Below are 20,820 nucleotides of genomic sequence, written 5' to 3'. Positions count from 1 at the left end.
ATCGATGGAAGGAAAAAGATACGCGCGCTTCGTCACTCGCAGTTGACGATTATTTGCGCGCGTCGATATCAGAAACGCTTTCGTCGTTCCCTGCTGCGGCCCGCTTCGCTGTTTTGTGCGCCATTTCGTGCGCTGTTTCGCTTACAGGCGCCCCACCCTCCAGTCCCGCACACAGACGTCGCAGATCGAAGAGCGCTGCATCCGCGCCATTGAGCGCCTCGAGCCGTGCGCCGAGCCGCTCCATCGCATCGACGATCGCGTCCACGCGCTGCGTCTCCTTGGCCGCGTGATCGATCAGACCGTGAATCGCAAGCGACACCGGATCGTCGGCATTGGGCGTGATGCCATATGCGCAGAATGATTCGCTCGCGGACTTCGGCTTCGCCTCCGGTTGCGCGGCATTCGCGGGCATGACGATCCGCGCCGGATTGCCAACGGCCGTCGCGCCCGCGGGCACCGGCTTCACGACCACCGCGTTCGAGCCGATCTTCGCCTGCGCGCCCACTGTGAAGCTGCCGAGAACCTTCGCCCCCGCGCCGACGATCACGCCCGCGCCGAGCGTGGGGTGACGCTTCGCCCCGCGCGTGAGCGAAGTGCCGCCGAGTGTCACGCCCTGGTAAATCGTGCAGTCATCGCCGACGACTGCCGTCTCGCCGATCACGACGCCCATCCCGTGATCGATGAACACGCGCCGTCCGAGCGTCGCACCCGGATGGATTTCGATACCGGTCAGAAAGCGCGCGAGCTGCGAAATGTAGCGCGCGAGCCAGCGCCGCTTCGCGAGCCAGCAAGCATGCGCCGCGCGATGCAGCACGAGCGCGTGCAGACCGGGATAACACGTCAGGACTTCCCACGCGCTGCGGGCGGCGGGATCGCGCTCGCGGATAGTGGCGATGTCTTCGCGGAGTCTCTTGAACATGATGGCTGCCATACGTTGCCTTGGGGACTGCTGCGCGCGTATGCGATGCGCGCAGCACGACGTCGCCGCATCGGCAGGAACGCTGATTTGCTTATTACGGGGAGTGGATTGTATCGATTGTAGGCGCAACCGCCAGCACCTGCCGCCATGCCCCCGAAGCCGTCAAGGTCGAGCGCGCAGGACCGCACCGGGAATGCGCGAAGACGAGCGCGTGCCCGCCGCAACGCACACGTGACGCGAGCCTAGCGCCCTTCGGTGTCGTCCTTGCCCTTCTGCAGGAGGATGTGTTTCGCGATCCCTCGTACGATGTTGACCTCCTCGCGCTCGAGGCCGGAGCGTGCAAAGAGCCGCCGCAGGCGCGACATCAGCTTCTTCGGATTGGCCGGATCGAGAAAGTCGAGCGCGATCAGCGCGTTTTCGAGGTGGACGTACATGCGCTCGATGTCCTCGCTAGTGGCGAGCGGCGAGCCCGCGGGCGCAAGACCCGCAGTGGGCAGCGTCGCGCCTGGCTCGCCCGAGGCGAGATACGCGAGACGCAATTCGTAGGAGAGCAACTGAACCGCCTGCGCGAGATTGAGCGAACTGTACGCCGGATTCGCCGGGATATGCGCGAGCGCGCTGCAGCGTTCGACGTCATCGTTCGAAAGGCCCGTGCGTTCGTTGCCGAACACGATCGCGATGTCGCCGTGGGCCGCCACCTGGCGGCAAGCGTCGAGCACCGCTTCGCGCGGCGTGCCCGGCGGCGGGCCGTACTCGCGCATGCGCGCCGTCAGCGCCAGCGACCATTGCGTGCCCGCGAGGGCATCCGCGAGCGTCGGCACGACGTGGGCGCCCGCGAGCACATCGTCGGCGCCGCTCGCCATCGCAATGGCCTCCGGGTCGCGCTGCGCCTGCGGCACGCGCGGCGCGACCAGCACGAGCCGCGAGAAGCCCATCGTTTTGAGCGCGCGCGCCGCGGCGCCGATGTTGCCCGGATGGCTCGGCTCGACGAGGACGAAACGCGTGGAAGTGAAGCCGCCGCGCAGCGGCTCGTGGGCGTCGCCTGAGGCGGCGTGATGATCGGGGTGCACCAAGATAAGTCTCGAACGACAGCGCAATGAAAACGCTATGTTAGCGCGCCTTTCCGCTTGCTGGCGTCCAGTGGCAGCGTCGCACGCCGGGCGGTTGGGAGAGACTCCGCGTGCTTTCGCCACAAATTCGCGGCCTTACGCGGAGGCCACCATGGCCGCCGGGCACCCCGCCCAGCGCCCCTGACCCGGCACGCTGCCAGCCCGAAGGGCGCTGCCAACGACCCGCTTCGGCGTGCGCGCAGCAAGACCGGCCCGGACTCGGGTAAAATGGCGGAATTCGCGCGCGGTAAAAAGGTAAAGGCCCCTTCGGTTATCCACAAGGCATTTGCCAGCCGCGCCCCGCTCTTATTCAATTCGTCTCCGTTGGCGGGACAGGTCTTGTGAAAAGACCCTGTCCATCGTTAGACGCTTTTATCTTCTGCTGACCGGCTCGGCGCCTCTGGCGCGCGTCGGATAAAAAGGACCTGGCTCATGCATCCCATGCTCAACATCGCTGTCAAGGCCGCGCGCCGCGCCGGACAGATCATCAACCGCGCGTCGCTCGATCTCGACCTCGTGCAGGTCGCGAAGAAGCAGCACAACGATTTCGTCACGGAGGTCGACCGGGCGTCGGAAGCGGCGATCATCGACACGCTCAGGACCGCCTACCCCGATCACGCCATCCTCGCCGAAGAGTCGGGCCATTCGGAGAATGAATCCGAATATCAGTGGATCATTGACCCGCTCGACGGCACCACGAACTTCATCCACGGCTTCCCGTATTACTGCGTCTCGATCGCGCTCACGCACAAGGGCATCGTCACGCAAGCCGTGGTCTACGATCCGACCCGTAACGACCTCTTTACCGCCTCGCGCGGCCGCGGCGCCTACCTGAACGACCGCCGCATCCGCGTCGGCCGCCGCGACCGGCTCGCCGACTCGCTGATCGGCACCGGCTTCCCGTTCCGCGAGAAGGATGGCATCGCGCGCTACACCGATCTGTTCGCCGACATGACCCGCGCCTGCGCTGGCCTGCGCCGTCCGGGTGCGGCCGCGCTCGACCTGGCGAACGTCGCCGCCGGCCGCATGGACGGCTTCTTCGAGCAGGGTCTCAGTGCGTGGGACGTCGCTGCGGGCGCACTGCTCGTGACGGAGGCGGGTGGCCTTATCGGCAACTACACCGGCGACTCTGACTTCCTCCACGTAGGGGAAATTGTTGCGGGCAACCCGAAGGTGTACGCGCAGATGGTGCCGATCCTCTCGAAGTACACCCACGTCAACGCCGCGTAAAGTAACCGCGTAATCGCGGCTCGTTTCGTGTGACCCTGGTGCGGCGCAGTCCGTCGACTGTACCCGCCTCGCCTCGCCGCGGTTAAACCCGCGGCCCATCAGACGTGGCGCGAGTACTCCGTCCCGGCAAGCTGGCGCTGCCAACCGGACGCGTCATCACAGGCAGTCCGGCAGCAATGAGCGGCTTCGGCCGCTTTTTTGTTTTGCCCGCTGCATGTGGCGCCCGCATTCGATGAAAAGGGCTTTTTCGCGATCATCGCAGTGCGGTTCGGCTCATCGCTTGCGGACAACGTGCTGATGGTCACTCCCCAAAGGCGCGTGCAGCAGATCATCGCCTGCCGGCACGTTTGTTGCCGCGATGATCGCGCTTGCCATGCGGCGCTGCGCCGCAAATGCTCGCCTGACGAACCCGTACGCGCTCGAGGACACATCAGTGCACGTGAACGCACGTCGTTGGCCATTGGGCCAGGTAGACGCGCACACGAAGCGGGTTAAACTCACGCCCTGAACCCTAAGCTTGACACCGAGGATGGCTACACACACCGAAGGCGACATCGCGCAACACACGCCGATGATGCGCCAGTACCTGAGCATCAAGGCCGATCACCCGGGCACGCTCGTGTTCTACCGGATGGGCGACTTTTACGAACTGTTCTTCGATGACGCGGAAAAAGCTGCGCGTCTGCTCGATCTCACGCTCACGCAGCGCGGCGCGTCCGCGGGCACGCCGATCAAGATGGCGGGCGTGCCGCATCACGCTGTCGAACAGTACCTCGCGAAGCTCGTGAAGCTCGGCGAGTCGGTGGCGATCTGCGAACAGATCGGCGACCCGGCTACCTCGAAGGGACCGGTCGAGCGCAAGGTCGTGCGCGTGGTGACGCCCGGCACGCTCACCGATGCAGCCCTGCTGTCCGACAAGAACGACGTCTATCTCATGGCGGTCTGCCCCGGGCACAACCGGCGCGGCGTCACGGTGAACGTCGGCCTCGCATGGCTCAATCTTGCGAGTGGCGCGTTGCGCCTCGCCGAAATCGCACCCGACCAGACCGCAGCAGCCTTCGAACGGATCCGGCCGGCGGAAATTCTCGTCGCGGAAATGCCCGCCGAATCGTCGGACTGGACGCCGCCAGGCGGTGTCGGAGCGTTCACGCGCGTACCGGCGTGGCACTTCGATGTCTCGTCAGGCAAGCAACGCCTGTGCGACCAGCTGGACGTTGCGGGTCTCGATGGCTTCGGCGCCGGATCGCTCACGAGCGCATGCGGTGCCGCAGGCGCGCTGCTGCTCTACGCAGCGGCCACCCAGGGCCAGCAGTTGCGCCACGTGCGCAGCCTGAAGGTGGAAGTCGAGTCGGAATACATCGGCCTCGACCCGGCCACGCGCCGCAACCTCGAACTCACCGAAACGCTGCGCGGCACCGAATCGCCCACGCTCTGTTCGCTGCTCGATACCTGCAGCACGGCAATGGGTAGCCGCCTCTTGCGACATTGGCTCCATCATCCACCACGCGATGCGTCGATTGCACAGATGCGTCAGCAAGCAATCGGCGCGCTGCTCGAAGCGCCGCCCGGCGCCAGCGTCGACACCTTGCGCGCCGCGCTGCGCCAGATCGCCGACGTCGAGCGCATCACAGGCCGTCTTGCCCTGCTCTCGGCGCGTCCGCGCGACTTGTCGAGCCTGCGTGACACTTTCGCCGCCCTGCCGGCGCTGCGAGAGCAAGTCGCGTCAGCCAGCGGCGCGGCGGCCTCGCTCGCACGCATTGCTGAGACACTGGAGCCGCCCGCCGACTGCGCCGAGCTGCTGCAGCGCGCGGTCGCGCCGGAACCGGCGGCGATGGTGCGCGACGGCGGCGTGATCGCACGCGGCTACGACGCCGAACTCGATGAACTGCGCGACATGTCGGAGAACTGTGGCCAGTTCCTGCTCGATCTCGAAACGCGTGAGCGCACGCGCACCGGCATCGGCAATCTGCGCGTCGAGTACAACAAGGTCCATGGCTTCTACATCGAAGTGACGCGCGGCCAGACCGACAAGGTCCCCGACGACTACCGCCGCCGCCAGACGCTCAAAAACGCCGAGCGCTACATCACGCCCGAGCTGAAGGTGTTCGAGGACAAGGCACTGTCGGCGCAGGAGCGCGCACTCGCACGCGAGCGCGCGCTTTACGACGCACTGCTGCAGGCGCTGTTGCCTTTCATCCCCGACTGCCAGCGCGTGGCTGCAGCACTCGCCGAACTCGACCTGCTCGCGGCATTCGCAGAACGCGCCCGTGCGCTCGACTGGAACGCGCCCGAGTTTTCGGATGCACCCGGCATCGAGATCGAACAGGGCCGCCATCCAGTCGTCGAAGCGCAAGTCGAGCAGTTCATCGCGAACGACTGCGCTCTCAACGCCGAGCGCAAGCTGCTGCTCATCACCGGCCCGAACATGGGCGGCAAGTCGACCTTCATGCGCCAGACGGCGCTGATATCGCTACTTGCCTACGTGGGCAGCTACGTGCCAGCGAAGCGCGCGCGCTTCGGTCCAATCGACCGCATCTTCACGCGCATCGGCGCCGCCGACGATCTCGCGGGCGGCCGCTCGACCTTCATGGTCGAAATGACCGAAGCCGCGGCGATCCTCAACGGCGCCACGCCGCAGAGCCTCGTGCTGATGGACGAGATCGGGCGTGGAACTTCGACGTTCGACGGCCTCGCGCTGGCCTGGGCGATCGCGCGACATCTACTCGCGAGCAACGGCTGCCACACGCTCTTCGCCACGCACTATTTCGAGCTGACGCAGTTGCCTTCCGAGTTTGCGCAGGCGGCCAACGTCCATCTCTCGGCGGTCGAGCACGGGCACGGCATCGTGTTCCTGCATGCGGTGCAGGACGGCCCGGCGAACCAGAGCTATGGCCTGCAGGTCGCCCAGCTCGCAGGCGTACCGGCACCCGTGATCCGCGCGGCGCGCAAGCATCTCGTGCATCTCGAACAGATGTCGGCTGGACAGCCCGCGCCACAGCTCGATCTGTTCGCGCTATCGCAACCCGACGAGGCATCGCTCGAAGTCGAAGACGCGCCACACACGCCGGACCCGCTTGCGGCGCGCGTCGCCGAACGGCTGCGTGCCCTCGATCCAAACGAGCTGCGCCCGCGCGATGCACTCGATCTGTTGTACGAACTACATGAGCTGGCTACGTCGCCGGACGCGAAAAACTGAGCGCCGCGAGGCGTTGTCACCACGGCGGGCCCACCTCGACGGTGGTGCGTTGTCACGCGCGCACGCGTTGCGTAGCCTTGCTGCGGCGCTCCTCCTGACGCTGCCGTTCGGCATCGTAGCGCGGGCGCAGGCGCCGCGCTATGCGTTCTCGGTCGTTGCGAACGTCGTGACGTCGCAACGCGATGAACCCGCAGCACGACGGCTCATCGACGCGATCGGCCTCGACCCGCAAAGCGCGTTCCTCGTCTACGACGGCAACCTGAAGGGCTCGCGCGAAGTCTGCGCGGACTCCCTGTATGAGCAGCGCCATGCGATGCTCGATGCGTCGCGTACACCGCTGGTCTTCGTGCCGGGACAGCAGGACTGGGCCAGTTGTGGCGCGAGCGGGTCGGGTGCATACGATCCGGTCGAGCGGCTCGATCTGCTGCGCCAGACCTTCTTCTCCGATCCCGCGACGCTAGGCCAGAGCACACTCGCCATTACGCGTGAGAGCGAGGTACCGCGTTTCAGGCCATATCGGGAAAATGTGCGCTGGCAGCTTGGCGACACCGTGTTCGTGGCGATGAACGTGCCGGACGGTAACAACCACTTTCTGAATGCGGGTGGGCGCAATGGCGAGTTCGAGGACCGCGTGATCGCCAACAGTTTCTGGCTTGATCATGCCGCCGAATACGCGAAGCGCCGCAACGCACACGCGATTGTGATCTTCATCCAGGCCAACCCACTGCCGGAACACGAGGAGCGTGCCGAGCGTTTCGCGTGGCTGCGTTTTGGGCATCGCACGCGGGACGGTTATCTCGAGTTCAGGAAGAGCCTCATCAAGCTGGCGGAGACATTCCGCGGCCCGATTGTGCTCGTGCACGCCGCCGACACGAAGCTCGCACACGGCTTCGTGATCGACCAGCCGCTGCGGAATGAAAAAGGTGTGAGAGTGGCCAACGTCACGCAGATCGCGTTTGCCCTGCACGACCCGCTCACGCAATGGCTGCAATTCGATGTGGATGCAACCCGTCGCACGCCGCTGCGCGTCAGCGTGCGCGACGTGCCGAAGAACACGCCGCTCTTGCCGCCGCCGTCCGCGGATGGCAAAGCATTAACACCTCAGCCCGAGATGCCCGAGGTGTCGTCGATGCCCGATGTCACAGAAATTCCCGGCATGCAGCAGGTGCCCGGTGGCCTGCCGGAGAGCGGAGTGCCCGCGAACGGAGCATTACCCCCGTCCATACCACCAGCGCCCGATGCGATGCCGGATGGCGAGCCTCCGGTACATCAGGCGCCGTAACACCAGAGATTTTCAGCCGAACAGCACGGGCGTTTCGACGCGCCGGCCTGAACCGGCGCGCAACCCAATTGATTAGTGCAACGTCGGTTTGGAACCCGCGTCGCCGTCGTCTTCGTCCTCATCTTCGTCGACAACTTCGAGACCGTCCGCACCGTGCGCATGCTCGTGCTCGATTTCGTCGTCGGTCGCCTGGCGCACTTCCTTCACGGTCAGTGCGAAACGCAGGGCCATGCCCGCGAGCGGGTGATTGCCGTCGAGCACGACCTTGTCCTCGGCAACATCGGTCACGGTGTAGATGAGGGAGTCGAGGTCTTCGTCACCCTCTTCCGGCGTGCCCTCGAACTGCATGCCGACTTCGAGCGGCTCCGGGAAACGGGTGCGCGGCTCGACCTTCACGAGTTCGGGATCGTATTCCCCGAACGCGTCTGACGGCTCAAGCTGGATCTGGGTCTCGAAGCCCGGCTCCTTGCCGTCCAGCACTTCCTCGATCTTGGGGAACGTGCCATCATAGCCGCCGTGCAGATAGACCATCGGCTCGTCGCTCTCCTCGATCAGATTGCCCTGCGCATCCGATAGCTTGTAAGCGACCGACACGACGGTGTCCTTTGCGATTTTCATTCGATCCTCCAGAATACAGCCCACATTATACGATGCCCAAGCGGTCCCCTGATCACCCTGTGGGCGCCCGCCAGCGGCGTGCCTCCCGCTCCCCGGCAAGCCCCGCTCCCGACGTTCCCACACCGCTGCTAGGCGGCTTGAGCCCGGCGCAGTTCATGAAGCGCTACTGGCAGAAAAAACCGCTCCTGATCCGTCAGGCGATCCCGGACATCGAGCCGCCGCTCACGCGTGACGAACTCTTCACGCTCGCAGATGATGAGGACGTCGAGTCGCGCCTCATCAAGCATTTCCGCCGACGCTGGTCGCTCGGACACGGCCCGTTCTCGCCCGACGAATTGCCTTCAGCGGCCCAACGCCAGTGGACGCTGCTGGTACAGGGCGTCGACCTGCATAACGACCGCGCGCGCGCCCTGATGGAGCGCTTTCGCTTTGCGCCAGATGCCCGCCTGGACGATCTGATGATTTCGTACGCGACCGATGGGGGTGGCGTCGGTCCCCATTTCGATTCGTATGATGTTTTCCTGCTCCAGGTTCATGGGAAGCGTCGCTGGCGCATTGGGGCGCAGCGCGACCTCTCGTTGCTGGACGGGCTGCCGCTGAAGATTCTCGCGAATTTCGAGCCCGAAGAGGAATGGGTGCTGGAACCGGGCGACATGCTCTACCTGCCCCCGCACATTGCGCACGACGGCATCGCCGAGGGCGAATGCATGACGTGCTCGATCGGCTTTCGCACGCCCTCCACGAACGAACTGTCGAGCCAGTTTCTCTACTGGCTCGCAGAACGCGGCATGGGCGCCCCGTCGGCCACGCCGGCGCTTTATCGCGACCCCGACCAACCCGCTGTCGAACACCCGGCGCAATTGCCGCCTCTAATGGTCGGACGCGTGGGACAGGTACTCTCAAAAATCCGCTGGAGCGAATCTGACGTATCTTCCTTCGTTGGCTCGTGGTTAAGTGAACCAAAGTCAAATGTTGTCTTCGATACACCCGAGCGGCCGCTCGATGAGGTACGATTCGCGGCGCGCGCCGCAAAAAACGGTTTAACGCTCGACCGCAGGACGATCCTGCTTTACGATTCGCGCTCGTACTACCTGAACGGGGAACAGTACGTGCTTAAAGAAGCGAGAAAGTGGCTGCCTGCTTTGGCCGACAGCCGCTCGATGGACGGGAAATGCTTTGTAACACTCTCGGCCGATTCGTCGATGACAGCTTTGCTGCACGAGTGGTATTGTGCGGGCTGGATACGGGTCGGAATGCTTGCCTAAGCACGCTGGACTGTTATACCGTACTGAGTTAGTGCTAGTATGATAAAGACAACGTATTGTCCCCGGATTTGTCGACGGTCGATACGAAAGTGCCTATAATTTCCGCCCAAGCCGTAGGGAAGATTCACGCTCTTGCAGTGCGTATCCACCAGCGGCTCAGGTCGGTGTTGGAGCACATTACCGGTTTTATTTGCGCTGTTGCTTACCTTTAACCATAAAAGGACGTGATCATGAAGAAATCCCTCCTCGTAGCATCCCTGCTGGCAGCTGTTGCACTGGCTGCATGCAACAAGAGCAGCGACCAAGCTGCTGCTCCGGCAGATGCTGCGTCCCCGGCTGCTGCTGCATCCCCGGCTGAAGCCGCATCGCCGGCAGTCGCTGCATCCCCGGCTGAAGCTGCGTCGCCGGCTGAAGCCGCTTCGCCGGCAGCCGCTGCATCGCCGGCTGAAGGCGCATCGCCGGCAGCTGGCGCAAGCCAGTAAGCTGGTTTCGCGCAACGCTCGCGCTGGAGCCCTGCTCCAGCGGGCATTGCAGCGAATCGCCGCGCAGCCTGACAGAATCGTCAGGCTTGTGTCTGGCAAGCAAAAAAGCCACGAACTTACGTTCGTGGCTTTTTGTTTTGCAGTGCTTTTATGCTGTCGCACACGTTGGTTGTGCGCCGCCCCTAGTGAGCCTCGCGGAAGCGCCGTGTGGCTCGCAGCCACGCCGGCGCCCCGGTCCCGGGCAGCCGTCAAGCCTGATTGGTTCCGGCCTCTTCGCTCCCAAAGAACGCTTTCACCACCTCGATCTCACGCGTGCGCTTGAACGGCGGCAGACTTTGCCAGATTCGGCGGCCGTAAGGTTTGTCGACGAGACGCGTGTCGCAGATCATCAGTACACCGCGATCTGTTTCCGCGCGGATGAGCCGCCCCGCGCCCTGCTTCAGCGTAATGACTGCTTGGGGCAACTGATGGACCGCAAACGGGCTCAAGCCCTTTTTTGTAAGCGCATCGAGACGCGCCGCGAGCACGGGATCGTCAGGCGGCGCAAACGGCAGCTTGTCGATTACGACCAACGACAGCGCATCGCCGCGCACGTCGACGCCCTCCCAGAAGCTCTGACTCCCTACGAGGATCGCGTTGCCATACGCGCGAAAGCGCTCCAGCAACTCCGTGCGGCTCGCGTCGCCCTGTACCAGGAGCGGTGTGTTCCAGCCGCGCGCATCGATCGTTTCGCGCAGCTTCGACGCGATCCGGTCCACCGCGCGCAAGGTCGTGCAAAGCATGAACACCCCGCCGCCGGAGGCCTCGATGGCAGGCAGCGCAGCGTCGAACACGGCATCGGTGAACTGCGGCGAGGACGGCTGCGGCATGTTCCGCGGCACGTACAAAAGCCCTTGCTGGGGGTAGTCAAACGGGCTTGGCAACGTCATCGAACGGCGCGAACTGAGACCCATCTGCGCTGCATAGTGCGTGAAGTCGCCACGCACGGACAGCGTCGCCGATGTGAAGATCCACGTGCGCGGCACGCCGGCGCGCTGCTTCGCGAAAATCGGTGCGACCGACAGCGGCGTTTCGTGCAGTTGCACCGTGTGCGAGAACACTTCGACCCAGCGGACCTTTTCGTCGGCGTCAGCTTGCTCGCCCTCCTCGCCTTGCGCTTCGGCCTTGCGTGCGTCGCGCGACGGTGCGGCGGCGGGCGCTGTCCAGCCCGCCAGTACACCCTGCAGCTCGCGCGCGCGGCGCAGACACGCGCCGAGCGATTCGGCTCGCTCAGCCTGACCGGCTAGCGCCGTCGCGAGCGCGCCAAGCTCGGTCTGCAGTGCATCGAGCGAATCGTAGAGCGGATGATCGACGGGCAGTTGCGTGATCGAAACGCGTAGCGAGTCTTCCTTGAATGCGAGCCGCACGTCGCGCGCCGCACGCTCCAGCGCGGCGCCGAGCTTCACCCACTCGACCGCATCGCGCGCGTGGCTCAGGCCTTCGGCCACGCAATCGCGTGCGAGTTCGAGAAACTGCGAGGTCGAGAGCGTTTCGCCGAAGAACAGCGTCGCCGTTTCGGGTAACTGATGCGCTTCGTCGAAAATGATCGTGTTCGCGCTCGGGAGCAGTTCGGCCATACCCGTGTCGCGCAGCATGATGTCGGCGAAGAACAGGTGGTGATTCACGACGACAATGTCCGCCTGCTGTGCCTCGCGCCGAGCCTGCATCACAAAGCAGTCCTTGTAATGCGGGCATTCCTGGCCGAGGCAGTTATCGCGCGTCGAGGTCACCATCGACCAGACCGCTGCCGTCTCCGGCACGCTCGCCAGTTCCGCCTTGTCACCGGAACGCGTGATCTTCGCGAAGCGCACGATCTCCTGCAGGTACGCCGTCTCCTGGCGCGACGGCAAACGTCCGTTGTCGGCCGTGCGTTGCAGGTAGTAATGACACAGGTAGTTCGAGCGTCCCTTGAGCATCGCAACGCTGACTGGAACCGCAAGCGCGTCGCGCACGGTTGGGATGTCGCGCTGGAACAGCTGGTCCTGGAGGTGCTTGGTGCCTGTCGAGACGACCGCCTTGCCGCCCCATAGCATCGCCGGCACGAGGTAGGCGTAGGTCTTCCCGGTGCCGGTACCCGCTTCGACGATCAGCGTGTTGTCGCCCGCGTCCGCGATAGCTTTTGCCGCCTCGTCCATGGGCCCGGAAGCCGCGGCTTGCTCTGCGCCGCCCTGCTTGCGCCGCGCCGGGCGCGACTGCAGCTCGAACGTCGCGGGGTCCGGCAGCGCTTGTGCGGCCGCCTCCATCGCAGCCGCTACGGCGCGGGCCATCTCGATCTGCGATGCACGCGGCCGATAGCCGTCAATTTCCCGGGCGAGCAGCCCATCAGCGGCGAAAAGATCCTCGAGTTCGGCGACGCGGCGCGCGGAAAGTGGCGCCACTGTGGCGGACGTCGCGGAGCCGGGCACAGGACGTGCGTCACCAGCCGGCGCGCCGCCTTCGGGCGCAGGCCGCGATCGGGATACGGTCGTTGAATTCAAGGCAAGCGGTTCCTGCTCGGTCCTGCGGGCGCGGCAACCTCGATGCCGCGCCCCGGCGCCTGCCAGGACCCGGAATCAGGCGTGCCCGTCCGAAGTCTTCGTTGAATCGGGGTCCAGCTGCAGTTGCAGCAGGATGATGTTGTCCTTGACCTTGAGCTTGCGCTTCTTGAGCCGTTGCAGTTCGAGATCGTCGCTTCCGGGCGTCCCGGCGATCCGCTCGATCATGCGATCAAGATCGCCGTGCTCCGACTCCAATTGCAGAATGCGGTCACGAAGGACCGCGGTCCTGACTTCACGTTGCTCGCGCATGCTCGCCTCCTCGTCCTGAGCGGCGTGCCCCTTGAGCGTAAGATGGCACGCCTGAGGTTGCTGTCTGGCCAAAAAGCGCTGCTACTGGTCCTGCTGTTGCGTCTTCGTCTGTTGCTGCTGTTGCTGCTCTTGTTGCTGCTTTTGCTGCGCCTTTTCAGCCGCCTGCTTCTGACGTGCTTCGACGTCAGCCTTATGCTTCGCCGCGTCTTCCTGCTTCTGCTGGTAACGCTCGGCTTTCTGTTCGCGCTCCTGTGCCTTCTGCTCGCCCTGCGCGCGGGCCTCGGCCATCTTCTTCTGGAAATCCGACTGCTTCTGATCGTACGCCGCCTGGTTCGCCGCATGCTGCGCCTGCGATTGTTCCCCGGCGCGTTGCGCTTCATCAAGCGCGTGCTGTTGCTGCTTCTGCTCGTACGCCTCTGCGTTAGCGGCACGCTGCGGCGCTTCGGCCGCGCGCTGCTGCAAGTCGAGCGCGTGTTGCTGCTGCTTCTGCTCGTACGCTGCCACATTGCGCGCTTCATCAGCGGCACGCTGCGGCGCGTCAGCCTCGTCTCTCGCGCGTTGCAGCGCGACCTGCTGGTCGCGATCGCGTGCGCGCTCCGCGCGCTGCTCAGCGTCGAGCTTGAGTTGCTCGCTGCGGATATCCGCCTGTACGGCCCGCATCCGGTCACGCGCGCGGCCGATGCAATGATTCACGAAGAATGTGCTGTAGCAGTCGTGTTGCGCAACCGCAAAGCGATAATTATTTTCAGCCGTACGCCGGTCAAGCTCCTGCTGGCGCGCAGCAAAACCAGCCTGTACACCAGCGGCCGAATCAGCCGGCGCTGCACCCGGCGCCACCGCATTCGCAGCAGGCGCCGCGCTCTCCTGCGCCATACCCGGCACGCACGCGCACAGCGCGACAGCACACGCCGTCCGACCGACGACGGACCGCCAGCGCGCGCCTTTACGCGTACTGGTCGGGACGGGGGACAAACCGGAGAGCAAGCGGGAGATCGTCAACGTCTTCTGAGGGCAGCGGGACATGCCTGAAATTCTAACACCCCCCGAGTTGAGCGCTCCGGCATTTATGGCAAAATGCCCCGCTTCACCGGCCCGCCGACGCGCTCGCGTACCACAAGACATAGCCGAGACGTGGGCCTCTGAACCGCAACCCGATCCTCGCAGGAATATCCAGACCCTATGACGGAAACCGTAGCACTCAAGATCGTCCAGCGTATCGCCACCGAACTGACAGTTCAGCCGCGGCAGGTGGCAGCCGCCGTGCAGCTTCTCGATGAAGGCGCGACTGTTCCGTTCATCGCCCGCTACCGCAAGGAAGTCACGGGCAATCTCGACGATACCCAACTGCGCACGCTCGAAGAGCGGCTCCTGTATCTGCGCGAACTCGAAGAGCGGCGCGCCACGATCCTCGCAAGCATCGAAGAACAAGGCAAGCTCACCGATGAGCTGCGCGTCGCGATCGAAACTGCGGACAGCAAGCAGGTCCTCGAAGACCTGTACCTGCCCTACAAGCCGAAGCGCCGCACGCGTGCACAGATCGCACGCGAAGCCGGGCTTCAGCCGCTCGCAGACGCACTGCTCGCGAATCCGCTGCTCGATCCGCAGACGGAAGCCGCCCAATACGTCGACGCCGAAAAGGGTGTCGCCGATGTGAAGGCCGCCCTCGACGGTGCGCGCGACATCCTTTCGGAGCAATTCGGCGAAACGGCCGAACTGCTTGGCAAGCTGCGCGACTGGCTGCATAACGACGGCATCGTGAGCTCAAGCGTGGTCGAGGGCAAGGAAGGCGAGGAAGGCGAAAAATTCCGCGACTACTACGACTATTCCGAAACCATCAAGACGGTGCCGTCGCATCGCGCACTCGCGCTGTTTCGCGGCCGTAACGCCGGCGTGCTGATGGTCAAGCTGGGCCTCGGCACGGAACAGGACGCGCTCGTGCCGCATCCTGGCGAGGGCCGGATTGCGCGCCACTTCGGCATCGCAAATCAGGGCCGTCCGGCCGACAAGTGGCTCTCCGATGTGTGTCGCTGGTGCTGGCGCGTGAAGGTGCAGCCGCACCTCGAGAGCGAACTGCTGACCAACCTGCGCGAGCAGGCTGAGGCCGAAGCGATTCGCGTGTTCGCGCGCAACCTCAAGGACCTGCTACTGGCCGCACCGGCCGGGCCGAAGGCCGTGATCGGCCTCGACCCGGGGCTGCGCACGGGCGTGAAGGTGGCTGTCGTGGACCGCACCGGCAAGCTGCTTGCCACCGACACCATCTACCCGCACGAGCCGCGTCGCGACTGGGACGGCTCGCTCGCAAAGCTCGCGCGGATCGCCGCGCAGACGCAAGCGGAACTCATCAGCATCGGCAACGGCACGGCCTCGCGCGAGACCGACAAGCTCGCGAGCGAACTCATCTCGCGCCATCCGGAACTGAAGCTGCAGAAGATTGTGGTATCCGAAGCAGGCGCATCGGTTTATTCGGCGTCCGAACTGGCTGCGAAGGAATTCCCCGAACTCGACGTCTCGCTGCGTGGCGCCGTCTCCATCGCGCGCCGTCTGCAGGATCCGCTCGCGGAACTCGTGAAAATCGAGCCGAAAGCCATCGGCGTCGGCCAGTACCAGCACGACGTCAATCAGCGCGAACTTGCGCGCTCGCTCGATGCCGTCGTCGAGGACTGCGTGAACGCCGTGGGTGTCGATGCGAACACGGCTTCCGTCGCCCTGCTCGCGCGGGTCTCGGGTCTGAACGCCACGCTCGCACGCAATATCGTCGACTACCGCGACTCCAACGGACCGTTCCCGTCGCGCGATCATCTGCGCAAAGTGCCACGCCTCGGCGACAAGACGTTCGAACAGGCCGCAGGCTTCCTGCGCATCAATGGCGGTGAGAATCCGCTCGACCGCTCGTCGGTGCACCCGGAAGCCTATCCGGTCGTCGAGCGCATGCTCGCGAAGATCAAACGCACGATCGGCGACGTGCTCGGCAGCCGCGAAGCCCTCTCGGGCCTCTCGCCCGCCGAGTTCGTCGACGAACGCTTCGGACTGCCCACCGTGCGCGACATCCTCACGGAGCTTGAAAAACCGGGCCGCGATCCGCGTCCCGAATTTAAGACCGCGACGTTCCGCGATGGCGTCGAGAAGGTCTCCGATCTCGTGCCCGGCATGCTGCTCGAAGGCGTCGTGACGAACGTGGCCGCGTTCGGCGCGTTCATCGATATCGGCGTGCATCAGGACGGTCTCGTGCACGTTTCCGCGATGTCCACCAAGTTCATCAAGGACCCGCATGAAGTCGTGAAGGCAGGCCAGGTTGTGAAGGTGAAGGTGCTCGACGTCGATGTGAAACGCCAGCGGATCGCGCTGACCATGCGCCTCGACGACGATCCCGCAAGCGCGACGGCCCCGCGAAGCAGCAGCAATGCGGGCAGCGGCGCGGGCAACCGCAACGGCGGCGGCAACGCGGGCCGTGGACAGCAGCGTTCGCGTGAGCCGGAGCCTGCAGGCGCGATGGCAGCCGCTTTTGCGAAGCTCAAGTCACGCTAAGTCACGCGGATCGATAGCCAGCAATACGCGCGTGGGCTCGCATGGGTCCACGCGGCATGTAGCAACAAAAAACGGCACCGAGGTGCCGTTTTTTTGTTGCTGCGAAAGGCGAGCAATCAGATCTCGATCTTCGTCCCAAGCTCCACCACGCGATTCGCGGGAATGCTGAAGAAGTCGGTAGGCTTCGCCGCGTTCTGGTGCATCCACGCGAATACGCGCTCGCGGAAAATCGACATCCCCGGCAACTGCGTCGGCACCACGGTCTCGCGCGCGAGGAAGAAAGACGTATCCATCATCTCGAACATCATGCCTTCCCGACGGCCCACGTCCTCCAGCACGGCTTGCACGTCTGGCGTTTCGTTAAAACCGTAGTCGGCCTTCACAACAAACAGCCCGCCGCCGACGTCCGTCACGTGCACGCGCTCCGCGTCGCTCACGTAGGGAATGTCACGTATCACGAAAGTCAGGAAGATGGTCCGCTCGTGCAACACCTTGTTGTGCTTGAGGTTGTGCAGCAAGCTCACCGGCACGAGTGCGTCGCTGCCCGTGAGATAGATCGCCGTGCCCGAGACGCGATGCGGCGGATGCGCGAGCAGCCCCTGCAGGAACGGCATCAACGGAATACCGTCGGCGGCCGTGCGCTCTTTGACGATCATGCGCCCCTTGTACCAGGTCATCAGCAGGAAGAACAACAACGCACCGATCCCGAGCGGCAGCCAGCCGCCCTCTCTGACCTTCAGCAGGTTCGCCCCGAAGAAGCCGAGATCGACGGTCATGAAGCCCCCGATGATCAGAGCGACAAGCGCCTTGTTCCAGTTCCAGACTTTCACCATCACGACGCACGCCAGCACGGTGGTGATCACCATCGTCGCGGTAACTGCAATACCGTAAGCGGCGGCGAGATTATCCGAACTCTGGAAGCCGAGCACGATGCACAGGATGATGAAGAGCAGCATCCAGTTGACGAGCGGCACGTAAATCTGGCCGATCGCGAGATCCGATGTATGCAACACCTTCATACGCGGCACGTAGCCGAGCAGGATGGCCTGGCTCGTTAGCGAGTACGCGCCCGAAATCACTGCCTGCGAGGCAATCACCGTCGCCACCGTCGAGAGCACCACGAGCGGCAGGAGCGCCCAGTCGGGGGCGAGCAGGAAGAACGGATTCTCGATGGCGTGGTGATCCTGCATCAGGAGCGCGCCCTGGCCGAAATAGTTGAGCACGAGCGACGGCATTACGAGCGCATACCAGGCCATGCGGATCGGCTTCGCGCCGAAGTGGCCCATGTCCGCGTAGAGCGCTTCCGCCCCGGTCAGCACGAGAACGACCGAACCGAGCACGACGTAGGCCTGCAACAGGTGCTTGCCCATGAAGCTGACCGCGTAGTACGGATTGAGCGCGGCGATGACCCCAGGCGCCTGCACGATGCGCGAAAAACCGAGCACGGCGATGGTCACGAACCACAGCACCATGATTGGCCCGAACAGCCGGCCCACGAGCGCAGTGCCGTGCCGCTGAATCCAGAAGAGCGCGACCAGGATCACCATGGTGATCGGCAGCACGAGGTGACTGAGGTGAGGCGCCGCGATTTCGAGACCTTCGACCGCCGAAATCACCGATATCGCGGGCGTGATGACCGCGTCGCCGTAAAACATGCACGCGCCGAAGATGCCGAGCGCCGTGAGCAAAATAGCTGAACGGCTTGACCGGTTGAACGAGCGCAACGCGAGCGCCATCAACGCGAGCACGCCGCCTTCGCCATTGTTGTCGGCGCGCATCACGAACAGCACGTACTTGACGCTCACGACGATGATGATCGCCCAGAAGAGAAGCGAGATGACGCCGAGGATGGAAGCGTCGTTGAGCGGAATCCCGTGAGACGGGCTAAAGGCCTCTTTCAGCGAATAGAGCGGGCTGGTGCCGATATCGCCGAATACCACGCCGATCGCCGCGACGGCCAGAGTCGGCAGAGGCTGCTTTGCCACGTGTGTGCTAGTTGTCATATACGCGCAAATCCGTTTTCGAGGCGGAACTAAAAAGCGACCGCTATTCTAAACCGGGCCGCGCGGCGGAGTATGACCCTCGTTGTGGCGATGCCACGCCGTTCGCTCCGGCGAAGTGTAGCATTCGCGCCCCAAACCCCCGATCTTGCGCGCCACACCAGCGTGCATCAGCCCGGCGTCACGCCGCGCCAAAAAAAACGGAGCCTTGAAAAGGCTCCGTTTCTGGTTCGTTGCATGCCGTCACGACGGGCGTGACAGGCATGGCGCGAATCGCGTCAGGACTGCGAGCCCTGCTTCGCCTGGTCTGCTTCCTGAAGGCCGCGCTTGATCCACGCGCCGAGATTGTGAGGACGCACCGTGTCCCACTCCTCGAACGGCTGGTGGATCCACGGGTTGGTCGGCAGGTGCTGCACGAAGTAATCGGGCTTGACCTTCGAGCAACCCTTGTACCAGAGCACTGCCGAACGCACGCCCGTCACGGCCGGATAGCGCTCCTTGAGGTGCTCCTGCACGCGTGCAAGCGTGACACCCGAATCGACGAGATCATCGACGAGCAGCACGTTGCCCGACAGTTCGCCGCGCGTCATCGTAATGTACTGCGCGATGTCGAGATCGCCCTGCTCGGTGCCGGCGGCTTCGCGATACGAACTGGTCGCGAGGATCGCGAGCGGCAGGTCGTAAATGCGCGAAAGCTGGTCGCCCACGCGCAGCCCGCCGCGTGCGAGACAGAGGATCTGGTCGAATTTCCAGCGCGATTCATGCACCGCGAGCGCAAGCACTTCAATCAGCCGGTGATACTCGTCCCAGCCGACCCACAGGTTCTTCTCGTCGTTGCGCGGGTCCGTCATCTGAATCATGGTGTGCACCCTCTCACACCTTGAACGGATGACGCAGCAGGATGGTCTCGTCGCGATCCGGACCGGTCGAAACCATGTCGATCGGCACGCCGGCTACTTCCTGCACGCGGGTGAGATAGGCCTGCGCGCTCTGCGGCAGCGCATCCCACTGCGTGATGCCGATCGTGCTTCCCTTCCAGCCCGGGAAGGTTTCATAGACCGGCTCGCACGCTGCAACCTGCGACGCGCCGCGCGGCAGGATATCGACGTCCTTGCCATCGACCTTGTAGCCGACGCACAACTTCACTTCGTCGAGTCCGTCGAGCACGTCGAGCTTCGTGATGCAGAGGCCAGTCACGCCGTTGATCTGGATCGAACGGCGCAGCGCGGCGGCGTCGAGCCAGCCGGTGCGGCGCGGACGACCCGTGACCGAGCCGAATTCCTTGCCGACGTTAGCGAGCGTGACGCCCACCTGCTCCTGCCGATTGGGGTTATCCGCGTCGTAAAGTTCGCTCGGGAACGGGCCCGAGCCGACGCGCGTGCAGTACGCCTTCGTGATGCCGAGGATGTAATTCAGTCGCTGCGGACCGACGCCTGCGCCCGCCGTTGCCGCACCTGCCACGCAGTTGCTTGACGTGACGTACGGATAGGTGCCGTGGTCAATATCGAGCAGCGTGCCTTGCGCGCCTTCGAACAGCAGGTTGCCGCCCGTTTCGTTCACATCGTGCAGACGACGCGAAACGTCCGTCACCATCGGCTTCAGACGGTCGGCATAGCTGAGCATCGTGTCGAGCGTCTGCTGGAAGTCCACCGGCGCCGCGCCCAGGTACTGCGTGAGCACGAAGTTGTGATAGTCGAGGTTGTCGCGCAGACGCTCTGCGAACATTTGCGGCTCGAACAGGTCCTGCACGCGCAGGCCACGACGCGCGACCTTGTCTTCGTAGGCCGGGCCGATGCCGCGGCCGGTCGTGCCGATCTTCGCGGCGCCGCGCTTCGCTTCGCGCGCCTGGTCGATGGCGATGTGATACGGGAGGATCAGCGTGGTGGCATCGGAGATGAAGAGGCGCTTCTGGACATCGATGCCCGCGTCTTCGAGTTCGCCGATTTCCTTGAACAGGGCCTCAGGCGACAGCACCACGCCGTTGCCGATGTAGCAAGCAACGCCGGCGCGCATGATGCCCGACGGGATGAGGCGAAGAATGGTCTTCTTGCCGCCGATGATGAGCGTGTGGCCGGCGTTGTGACCGCCCTGGAAGCGCACGACGCCCTGGGCGTGGTCCGTCAGCCAGTCTACGATCTTGCCCTTGCCTTCATCTCCCCACTGGGTACCCACGACAACGACGTTGCGTCCCTGGGTTACATTCACTGCGCTGGCAGACATGGTGTTTCGTTACCTGGTTAAAAACGTATTTTACCTGGGTTCGGGCGCAAGCCCGCCTTTTTTTCCCGCGTTATCGGGAAATTTCCTTTGCACTCAACGGCATGCGCGACAAAACGCGCCGGGGACACGTATCCCGGGCGCGCCCGGGT

General features: G+C 64.3%; 15 protein-coding genes. 6 read left to right on the top strand and 9 right to left on the bottom strand.

Annotation, left to right across the window (positions count from 1 at the left end):
• Positions 1-49 precede the first annotated feature (49 nt).
• Both cysE and L0U80_RS06395 read right to left on the bottom strand, forming a co-directional pair.
• The gene (gene cysE, locus L0U80_RS06400; protein ID WP_233863135.1) at positions 50-919 is read right to left on the bottom strand and encodes a serine O-acetyltransferase; all 870 of its coding nucleotides are present in this window, start codon (positions 917-919) and stop codon (positions 50-52) included.
• A 242-nt stretch (positions 920-1,161) separates the two neighbouring features.
• Positions 1,162-1,992: an RNA methyltransferase gene (locus L0U80_RS06395; RefSeq protein ID WP_233863134.1), complete on the bottom strand. Its 831-nt coding sequence runs from the start codon at positions 1,990-1,992 to the stop codon at positions 1,162-1,164.
• Positions 1,993-2,460: 468 nt separating this feature from the next.
• Between L0U80_RS06395 and L0U80_RS06390 the strand changes: the two genes are divergently transcribed.
• The 3 genes from L0U80_RS06390 to L0U80_RS06380 all read left to right on the top strand — a co-directional run bounded on the left by L0U80_RS06390 (position 2,461) and on the right by L0U80_RS06380 (position 7,736).
• Positions 2,461-3,258, top strand: coding sequence for an inositol monophosphatase family protein (locus tag L0U80_RS06390; RefSeq protein ID WP_233863133.1), 798 nt, complete (start codon positions 2,461-2,463; stop codon positions 3,256-3,258).
• A gap of 529 nt (positions 3,259-3,787) precedes the next feature.
• Entirely contained in the window at positions 3,788-6,454 is a 2,667-nt protein-coding gene (gene mutS, locus L0U80_RS06385) for a DNA mismatch repair protein MutS (RefSeq protein ID WP_233863132.1), read from the top strand.
• Positions 6,420-7,736, top strand: a complete 1,317-nt coding sequence (locus tag L0U80_RS06380; RefSeq protein WP_233863131.1) for a hypothetical protein — start codon at positions 6,420-6,422, stop codon at positions 7,734-7,736. Before mutS ends, L0U80_RS06380 begins: the two co-directional genes overlap by 35 nt.
• 72 nt (positions 7,737-7,808) lie before the next feature.
• Here the strand turns inward: L0U80_RS06380 and L0U80_RS06375 are convergent, their stop codons facing one another.
• Complete coding sequence (locus tag L0U80_RS06375) at positions 7,809-8,354, bottom strand: FKBP-type peptidyl-prolyl cis-trans isomerase (RefSeq protein ID WP_233863130.1); 546 nt, start codon at positions 8,352-8,354, stop codon at positions 7,809-7,811.
• A gap of 32 nt (positions 8,355-8,386) precedes the next feature.
• Here L0U80_RS06375 and L0U80_RS06370 point away from each other — a divergent pair, with 32 nt between their 5' ends.
• Both L0U80_RS06370 and L0U80_RS06365 read left to right on the top strand, forming a co-directional pair.
• Positions 8,387-9,619 carry a cupin domain-containing protein gene (locus L0U80_RS06370; protein WP_233863129.1) on the top strand — a complete coding sequence of 411 codons (1,233 nt, stop codon included), beginning with the start codon at positions 8,387-8,389 and terminating at the stop codon, positions 9,617-9,619.
• A gap of 230 nt (positions 9,620-9,849) precedes the next feature.
• Positions 9,850-10,101 (top strand): hypothetical protein, encoded by a 252-nt coding sequence (locus L0U80_RS06365; RefSeq protein ID WP_233863128.1) that lies wholly within the window; start codon positions 9,850-9,852, stop codon positions 10,099-10,101.
• A 248-nt stretch (positions 10,102-10,349) separates the two neighbouring features.
• On the opposite strand, the gene yoaA is transcribed toward L0U80_RS06365, so the two are convergent.
• From yoaA to L0U80_RS06350, 3 genes are all read right to left on the bottom strand, one after another.
• Positions 10,350-12,617, bottom strand: coding sequence for a DNA repair helicase YoaA (gene yoaA / locus L0U80_RS06360; protein WP_233863127.1), 2,268 nt, complete (start codon positions 12,615-12,617; stop codon positions 10,350-10,352).
• Positions 12,618-12,692: 75 nt separating this feature from the next.
• On the bottom strand, positions 12,693-12,926 hold the full coding sequence (locus tag L0U80_RS06355; protein ID WP_124150334.1) for a DUF465 domain-containing protein: 234 nt from the start codon (positions 12,924-12,926) through the stop codon (positions 12,693-12,695).
• Positions 12,927-13,007: 81 nt separating this feature from the next.
• Positions 13,008-13,799 carry a colicin transporter gene (locus tag L0U80_RS06350; RefSeq protein WP_233865719.1) on the bottom strand — a complete coding sequence of 264 codons (792 nt, stop codon included), beginning with the start codon at positions 13,797-13,799 and terminating at the stop codon, positions 13,008-13,010.
• A 306-nt stretch (positions 13,800-14,105) separates the two neighbouring features.
• On the opposite strand from L0U80_RS06350, the gene L0U80_RS06345 reads away from it, so the two are divergent.
• Positions 14,106-16,451 (top strand): Tex family protein, encoded by a 2,346-nt coding sequence (locus L0U80_RS06345; protein ID WP_233863126.1) that lies wholly within the window; start codon positions 14,106-14,108, stop codon positions 16,449-16,451.
• Between the two features lie 116 nt (positions 16,452-16,567).
• Here the strand turns inward: L0U80_RS06345 and L0U80_RS06340 are convergent, their stop codons facing one another.
• The 3 genes from L0U80_RS06340 to L0U80_RS06330 all read right to left on the bottom strand — a co-directional run bounded on the left by L0U80_RS06340 (position 16,568) and on the right by L0U80_RS06330 (position 20,671).
• The gene (locus tag L0U80_RS06340) at positions 16,568-18,454 is read right to left on the bottom strand and encodes a potassium transporter Kup (RefSeq protein WP_233863125.1); all 1,887 of its coding nucleotides are present in this window, start codon (positions 18,452-18,454) and stop codon (positions 16,568-16,570) included.
• A gap of 275 nt (positions 18,455-18,729) precedes the next feature.
• Positions 18,730-19,311 carry a phosphoribosyltransferase gene (locus tag L0U80_RS06335; protein ID WP_233863124.1) on the bottom strand — a complete coding sequence of 194 codons (582 nt, stop codon included), beginning with the start codon at positions 19,309-19,311 and terminating at the stop codon, positions 18,730-18,732.
• Positions 19,312-19,324: 13 nt separating this feature from the next.
• Positions 19,325-20,671 (bottom strand): adenylosuccinate synthase, encoded by a 1,347-nt coding sequence (locus L0U80_RS06330; protein WP_233863123.1) that lies wholly within the window; start codon positions 20,669-20,671, stop codon positions 19,325-19,327.
• Between the last annotated feature and the right edge of the window lie 149 nt (positions 20,672-20,820).

The organism is Paraburkholderia adhaesiva (assembly GCF_021390575.1).
GTDB lineage: Bacteria > Pseudomonadota > Gammaproteobacteria > Burkholderiales > Burkholderiaceae > Paraburkholderia > Paraburkholderia adhaesiva.
Note: the sequence above shows the minus strand (reverse complement) of the source record. Positions and strands in the feature narration are given on the sequence as shown.